The sequence below is a fragment of the Phaeobacter sp. HS011 genome (assembly GCF_018101215.1).
Classification (GTDB): Bacteria; Pseudomonadota; Alphaproteobacteria; order Rhodobacterales; family Rhodobacteraceae; genus Phaeobacter; species Phaeobacter inhibens.
The window spans coordinates 140,648-146,664 of sequence record NZ_JAGEUF010000010.1 but is presented as its reverse complement, the minus strand read 5'-3'; the positions used below and the strand labels follow the sequence as shown (position 1 = coordinate 146,664).

Sequence of the window (6,017 nt, the reverse complement as noted above, 5' to 3'; positions counted from 1 at the left end):
AAGAACTGTGTCAACGCTGCCAGCAGAAACCTGGTCAACTAAAGTGTCGAAGGAAAGCATGAGCAGCCCTTTGCGTATTGAGGCCAGAACTTTTTTGACAAAAAAGTTTGGCAAATTCCTTTGAAAGGAATTTGGCCCACCGCATGCGGGCCAAATTCCGGTTTTTCAGACCTTAGACTTAGCCGTAGCGGTAGGGACGCCCGGCTTTCTGCATGTCCGCGTTGTATTTCTTGATGATTTCGACAACGCGTGCCTTGGTCGGGCTTTCTGCGGCGATTTCGTCCCAGAATTTATAGGCGGCGTCCTCAACCGTTGCCCATTCTTCATCGGGGATCGAGGTCAGCTCCATTTTCGGGCCGTTGACGCGCAGGTCTGCTTCGCCGCCCCAATACCACCACTGACGGTAGTAATGCGACTGGTCACAGCAGACGCGGAACAGCGTTTGCAGATCTTCCGGCAGTTCGTTCCAGCGGCCCTGATTGGCAAAGAAGGACCCAGCCCATGCACCCGAAATATTGTTGGTCAGGAAGTAGTTGGTCACATCTGCCCAGCCAACGGTGTAATCCTCGGTGATGCCGGACCATGCGATCCCATCGAGCTCACCAGTCTGCATGGCGACTTCGATGTCTTCCCATGGCAGGGTTACGGGAACGACGCCGAATTGGCTCAGGAAACGACCCGCTGTCGGGAAGGTGAAGACGCGCTTGCCCTTCAGATCTGCCAGACTGCGGATCGGGTCTTTGGTGGCGAAGTGGCAGGGATCCCAGGCACCTGCAGAGATGTGCTTGACGCCGACTTTGGAGTATTCTTCGTCCCAGATCTCATTCAGCCCGTATTTGTTGAACAGAACCGGCACGTCGAGCGAGTAGCGCGAGGCGAAGGGGAAGTAGCCGCCAAAGACGGTGACGTCGGTCGGGGAGGCCATTGAGTCATCATCGGACTGCACGGCATCAATTGTGCCACGCTGCATGGCGCGGAACAATTCGCCGGTGGGGACCAGCTGATCGGCATAGTACAGTTCGATCTGCATGCGGTCGCCCGCGATTTTGTTGAACATGTCGATGGCGGGTTTCACCACATGTTCGGCCAGCGCCGCACCTGCATAGGTCTGCATACGCCATGTGATCTTGGATTGCGCCAGCGCGGGGGTGGCCAGCGGGGCGGCGAGGGCACCGACGCCGGCAGTCTGAATAAACTTACGTCTTGTCGTCATATCTCTTCTCCATGTTGAATGTCCGGCCCCCTTGCGGGGCTCTTCTGAGGGTTATTTTCCGTAAACATATTCCGGCAGCCATAGGGCGATCTGCGGGAAGATCATCACCAGCGCCAGGGCCACGACCATCACCGCCGCAAAGGGGATGATTGAGACATAGATATCTTTCAGCCCGATCTCCGGCGGCGCCATGGCCCGCATCAGGAACAGGTTATAGCCGAAGGGGGGCGTCATATAGGCGATCTGGGTGGTGATGGTGTAGAGCACACCGTACCAGATCAGATCGAACCCCAGCGCGCCCACCAGAGGCACGTAAAGCGGCGCCACAATCACCAGCATCGCGGTGTCATCCAAGAAGGTGCCCATCACGATGAAGCTCAGCTGCATCAGGATCAGGATCATCCAGGGCGACAGGCCCAGCTGCGTGGTGAACAGATCCTCGATCGCCTTCACCGCGCCCAAACCATCAAAGATGGCGCCAAAGCCAAGCGCGGCGAGAATGATCCACATGAACATGCAGGAAATCCCCAAGGTCGAGCGCACGGAGGTTTCAAAGACTTCCTTGTTCATACGTCCCTTAAGAATGGCTGCGACAAAGGCGGTCATCGCACCAATGGCGGAGCTTTCCACCAGCGAGGTCCAGCCATTGACGAAGGGAACCATCATCGCGGCAAAGATCGCCAAGGGCAGGACGCCGGAGAACAGCAGTCGATATTTTTCACGCATGAACACATCGTGGTAGAAGGCCGGAATGCCGCGGGTCACGAAGGCCAGAACCGATCCGACCAGCGCCACGCCAATTGCGGGCTTTGCCTCAATAACACCCAGTTTTACCACCAGCGGCACCAGCACCAGCAACGCCAGCACGACGTAGTTCAACCGCAGCGGATGATCGCTGATACGTTCGTATTCGGCGAGATCCTCAGGGCTCATCGCTGGGCCAAGTTCAGGCTGCATGCGGGCACGCAGATAGATATAGATGATGAACATCGTCGCCATCAGAAGACCCGGTACGACACCGGCAAGCCAGAGCTGCCCAACAGGCTGGCGCGCAATCATTGCATAAAGCACCAACACCACCGAGGGGGGCACCAGAATACCCAAGGAGGATCCGGCCTGAATGGTGCCGGTGACCAGCGTCTTGTCATAGCCGCGGCGCAACAGCTCGGGCAGCGCGATGGTGGCACCGATCGCCATACCTGCCACCGACAGGCCGTTCATCGCAGAAATCAGGACCATCAGACCGATCGTGCCAATCGCGAGCCCACCTTTAACCGGTCCCATCCACACGTGAAACATCCGGTAGAGGTCATCGGCAATTTTGGATTCCGACAGCACATAGCCCATGAAAATGAACATCGGCAGCGTCAGTAGCGGATACCATTTCATCAGCTTCATGGCTGCGGAGAAGGGGATTTCGCTGCCGCCGGTGCCCCACAGGAGCATGCCCGCAAGAGCGCCGACAAATCCGATGGCACCAAACACGCGCTGGCCGGTCATCAGCATCAGCATCATGCCGGCAAACATCACAATAGCGATGAGTTCATAGGGCATTAGAAGTCGTCTCCGCGAAGGCGTCCGAGATCACGGAACAATTCAGCAAGGCATTGCAGCAGCATCAGAAAGACGCCGAAACAGAGGATGGTTTTGATGGGCCACATGAACGGGCGCCAGGCGGTGGAGCTGCGTTCCAGATAGCCAAGTTTGGCACTGGCCGCTTCCAGACCCTCGGTCACAAGGGTCATTACCAGATCGCCAAAGAACTGAAATGGCTCCAACCCGAAGTAGCCCAGAGAATAGGCGGTGGAGCTGATGGCTCCGTAAAACAGCACACCCAGGTAGAACATCAGGAACAGCACGGTGAAGGCATCCACCCAGGCTTTGGTCTTCAGCGACCAGGACCCATAGAACAGGTCCATGCGGACGTTGCTGCCCATCTGGATGGAGTAAGGCCCGCCCAGAATATAGTAGGCGACCATGACAAACTGCGCGGTCTCCAGCGTCCAGAGCGACGGGTTAAAGAATGTCTTGGAGATCGACGACCACAGCAACACGCCCACCAGCACGAAGATCAGATACATGGCGAAGCGGCCGATCAGCCGGTTCATTGCATCAATGGCGCGCACGTAGCTTTTGATGGCTCTAGGCATTGGCGGCCCCCTTTGTGACGAGGGTCGCCAGAGCCGGGCGCAGCAGGCACAGCAACTCTTCGGTCATGGTGGTTTCCTGTTCAGGGGTGCGCAGCAGATCGTTGCGGATCTCAATCATCACATTGGCCAGACCGTTGTCCTGCCCATGCAGCACCAGGGAATGGGTGACGCCATCCTGCGGACCATAGGGCGCGTTCCGCTCAACCTGGCGGTGCGGCAGCGCGGGTGCCGCGTCCAGCATCGCGTCCGCCAGCCGGGTATCATGATCATGCAGAATGCCGATTTCAACACTGCGGGGGCTGCCGTAGTAGACTGGGGTGAAGCTGTGAATAGTGACCAGCATCGTCTCACGACCAGCAGCCTTGCGATCCGCAATCACCTTGGCCACGGCTGCACAGAAAGGATCGTAGACGGTTGCCACCCGTTCGGCCCGCGCCGCTGCGTCCAGATTGCGGTTGCCCGGCACCTCGATCAGTTCCGATTTGGCGGGCATCGCGCTTGGGGCTTCGGGAGGGCGGTTGCAGTCATAGACCAGTCGCGACACGCAGCTTGCTACCAATGGCGCGTCCAGCGCTGCCGACAGGCCTTTGGCAACTGCCAATGCACCGGGATCCCAGGCGGCATGACTGATGCGATCTTCCTCAGACAGGCCAAGCCCCTCGTATCGGGCCGGGATATGGTTGCTGGCATGTTCGCACAGCACCAGCACCTCGCCGGTTCCAGTCGCATTCCAGACGTCCACCGCCCGGTCGGGCAGATCTGGCGAGGCGGCAGATGGAGCGTTGGAATCGCTCAGTGACATTGGGTACTCCCTGATTTTGGAAAAATGTTTTCACGTACAACTTTTTGTGTCAATATCTTTTCAGCATCAGTTTGACGACCTGAGATTTGAATGGCTCTCGTTTCGGAGCTGTGCTTAAATTGCAGGCAAAGCAGAGGGATAGCCGGACTGTGACAAAACCGCCCGCCACCGTGCGCGAACTCATCCGGGAGCAATATGCGAGTCTGACACAGGCGGAACGCAAATTTGCCAACGCCTTGCTGGCGAATTACCCAGCGGCCGGTCTGGCCTCCATCACCATTGTTGCGGCCAATGCTGACGTCTCGACACCCACCGTGGCGCGCATGGTGCAAAAGCTTGGTTTCAAAGGGTATCCCCAGTTTCATCAGGCCTTGCTGAAGGAGTTGGAGGCCAAAGGATCCGGGCCAACCCAACGCCGGGCGAACTGGGCGTCTGAGGCGCCGGACGGGCATCTGCTGAACAGATTTGCACAGGCAGTCACCGACAACCTCAGCCAGACGTTTTCCAATGTCGATTCCGAACAGTTTGACGCTGCCGTTCGTCAGTTGGCTGACACCGAAGGTCGGCTTTATGTGGTTGGTGGTCGCATCACACGGGCGCTGGCGGATTATGCGTTCACCCATTTTCAGGCGATCCGACAGCGGGTCACACATATGACGTCCTCATCGGCAACCTGGCCCCACTACGTGCTGGATATGGTCGAAGGGGACACGCTGCTGATGTTCGATGTACGCCGCTATGAAACCAATCTGCAGCGGCTGGCCGAACTGGCGTCGGAACGTGGCGTGCAGGTAATCCTGATCACCGATCAATGGTCGAGCCCCATCGGATCGGTGGCGGCCCAAACGTTCAACTGCTGGGTGGAGATCCCTTCAGCCTGGGATTCCAATATCTCGACCATGATGCTGTTGGAGGCGATGATCTCTGCCGCACAGGAAGAGCGCTGGGATGAGACACGCGCGCGCTACGAAAAATTGGATACGATTTTTGACACCACGCGGCTGTTCCGAAAATTCACCTGATGGTCGTTCTTACGCCGCAGGTCACCCTGAAGATCTCCTAAAATAAAAAAGGAGGCCGACAGGCCCCCTTCTCTCCGTTCGTTACGCATTGGATCAGTAGCGGTTGCGCACCGCCATACCAATCAAGACGCCGACGCCCAGTGCCCCTGCCACCGCAAGGGCAGGGTTCTTCCTCACGAAATCCTCGCTTTGGCTTGCCAGATCACTGACGGCCTGCGATGTGGTCTTGGCGCCGTCGCTGGCCATTTCGCGGACAGCTTGTGCGTTGCGCACAGCCATATCCTCAAGCTGCTCACCAACCTCTTTCACCTTCTCGGCGATCGGTTGCGTCTCCTCGGTTTTGCTACCCCCGGCGCGGCGCGCTGCGGGCGATTTCTTGGTCTCGTTCTGTGTCTGTGTCGCGGCCATGATGAAATCTCCTTTCCCCCACTCAACGTGTAGAATGCGCCGAAGGTTCCATGGAACCATCGCCGCGGGGCTTGAGTTGGGCAGGTATCACAGCGCAACACGACATGAAGGAGGCTGCCATGCTCTATTGGGCACTTTTATTCTTTGTCGTCGCAGTCATCGCTGGCCTGTTTGGCTTTGGCGGGGTTGCGTCGGCCTCTGCGGGGATCGCACAGATCCTGTTCTTTGTATTCCTCATCCTATTTGCCATCGCAATGGTGGTTCGGGTGATCAAGGGCAGGTGACATGCAGACTTCAGACCGGGACCTGATACGGGTGGAAGTGCAGACTTCCGCCCGTTTTCTATATCAGGTCCACGCGGTGCGGCGTTTCAGCGCGGTCGCCTAGTCTAGTGGATCCGTGCAGTGGCTGGAAAATTGGGA

7 protein-coding genes are annotated in these 6,017 nt (G+C 57.7%); 2 read left to right on the top strand and 5 right to left on the bottom strand.

Translation table 11 applies throughout. The features are described from left to right. Positions 1 to 178: 178 nt before the first annotated feature. Genes J4721_RS17590 through J4721_RS17575 form a run of 4 tightly spaced genes read right to left on the bottom strand, consistent with a single transcriptional unit; the run spans position 179 to position 4,165 of the window. Complete coding sequence (locus J4721_RS17590; protein ID WP_014875616.1) at positions 179 to 1,213, bottom strand: TRAP transporter substrate-binding protein; 1,035 nt, start codon at positions 1,211 to 1,213, stop codon at positions 179 to 181. A gap of 51 nt (positions 1,214 to 1,264) precedes the next feature. Continuing rightward, the gene (locus J4721_RS17585; RefSeq protein ID WP_211003265.1) at positions 1,265 to 2,767 is read right to left on the bottom strand and encodes a TRAP transporter large permease subunit; all 1,503 of its coding nucleotides are present in this window, start codon (positions 2,765 to 2,767) and stop codon (positions 1,265 to 1,267) included. After that, positions 2,767 to 3,363 (bottom strand): TRAP transporter small permease subunit, encoded by a 597-nt coding sequence (locus J4721_RS17580; RefSeq protein ID WP_014875614.1) that lies wholly within the window; start codon positions 3,361 to 3,363, stop codon positions 2,767 to 2,769. Before J4721_RS17580 ends, J4721_RS17585 begins: the two co-directional genes overlap by 1 nt. Beyond that, positions 3,356 to 4,165, bottom strand: a complete 810-nt coding sequence (locus J4721_RS17575; protein ID WP_027246369.1) for an N-formylglutamate amidohydrolase — start codon at positions 4,163 to 4,165, stop codon at positions 3,356 to 3,358. Before J4721_RS17575 ends, J4721_RS17580 begins: the two co-directional genes overlap by 8 nt. A gap of 149 nt (positions 4,166 to 4,314) precedes the next feature. Here J4721_RS17575 and J4721_RS17570 point away from each other — a divergent pair, with 149 nt between their 5' ends. Continuing rightward, positions 4,315 to 5,187, top strand: coding sequence for a MurR/RpiR family transcriptional regulator (locus J4721_RS17570; RefSeq protein WP_014875612.1), 873 nt, complete (start codon positions 4,315 to 4,317; stop codon positions 5,185 to 5,187). Between the two features lie 93 nt (positions 5,188 to 5,280). Here J4721_RS17570 and J4721_RS17565 read toward each other — a convergent pair whose 3' ends face one another. Continuing rightward, positions 5,281 to 5,595 carry a hypothetical protein gene (locus J4721_RS17565; protein ID WP_014875611.1) on the bottom strand — a complete coding sequence of 105 codons (315 nt, stop codon included), beginning with the start codon at positions 5,593 to 5,595 and terminating at the stop codon, positions 5,281 to 5,283. 119 nt (positions 5,596 to 5,714) lie between these two features. Here J4721_RS17565 and J4721_RS17560 point away from each other — a divergent pair, with 119 nt between their 5' ends. Then, positions 5,715 to 5,879, top strand: a complete 165-nt coding sequence (locus J4721_RS17560) for a DUF1328 domain-containing protein (protein WP_014875610.1) — start codon at positions 5,715 to 5,717, stop codon at positions 5,877 to 5,879. Positions 5,880 to 6,017 lie beyond the last annotated feature (138 nt).

Bases quoted from the DNA above. Each gene is read 5' to 3' on its own strand.
- J4721_RS17560 (WP_014875610.1), top strand. From the start codon at position 5,715: ATGCTCTATTGGGCACTTTTATTCTTTGTCGTCGCAGTCATCGCTGGC.
- J4721_RS17565 (WP_014875611.1), bottom strand. From the start codon at position 5,595: ATGGCCGCGACACAGACACAGAACGAGACCAAGAAATCGCCCGCAGCG.
- J4721_RS17575 (WP_027246369.1), bottom strand. From the start codon at position 4,165: ATGTCACTGAGCGATTCCAACGCTCCATCTGCCGCCTCGCCAGATCTG.
- J4721_RS17580 (WP_014875614.1), bottom strand. From the start codon at position 3,363: ATGCCTAGAGCCATCAAAAGCTACGTGCGCGCCATTGATGCAATGAAC.
- J4721_RS17585 (WP_211003265.1), bottom strand. From the start codon at position 2,767: ATGCCCTATGAACTCATCGCTATTGTGATGTTTGCCGGCATGATGCTG.
- J4721_RS17590 (WP_014875616.1), bottom strand. From the start codon at position 1,213: ATGACGACAAGACGTAAGTTTATTCAGACTGCCGGCGTCGGTGCCCTC.